The following is a 230-nucleotide window of genomic DNA, read 5'->3' on the forward strand; positions in this document are numbered from 1 at the left end:
CGGTCACCACGGCGGCGCTGAACCAGCTGCCGCAGCGCCTGATCCCGCACGGCGCCGCCGTGAACAACACCCTGCGCCAGATCGCCGCCTCGGTCGGCACTGCCGTGCTGGTCACCGTGATGACGGTCGCCGCGCTGGACCCGGCCGAGCACGGGGTCGAGGGCCAGATCCACGGCGTCGACGTCGCGTTCGACGTCTCCGCCGGGATCGCCGCGCTGGGCCTCGTCGGG

1 pseudogene is annotated in these 230 nt (G+C 74.3%); it reads left to right on the forward strand.

Annotated features, from left to right (window positions below):
• Positions 1-230: pseudogene (locus P8629_RS12845) on the forward strand (MFS transporter); the annotation flags it as partial.

Source organism: Hydrogenovibrio sp. 3SP14C1 (genome assembly GCF_029625905.1).
GTDB lineage: Bacteria > Pseudomonadota > Gammaproteobacteria > Thiomicrospirales > Thiomicrospiraceae > Hydrogenovibrio.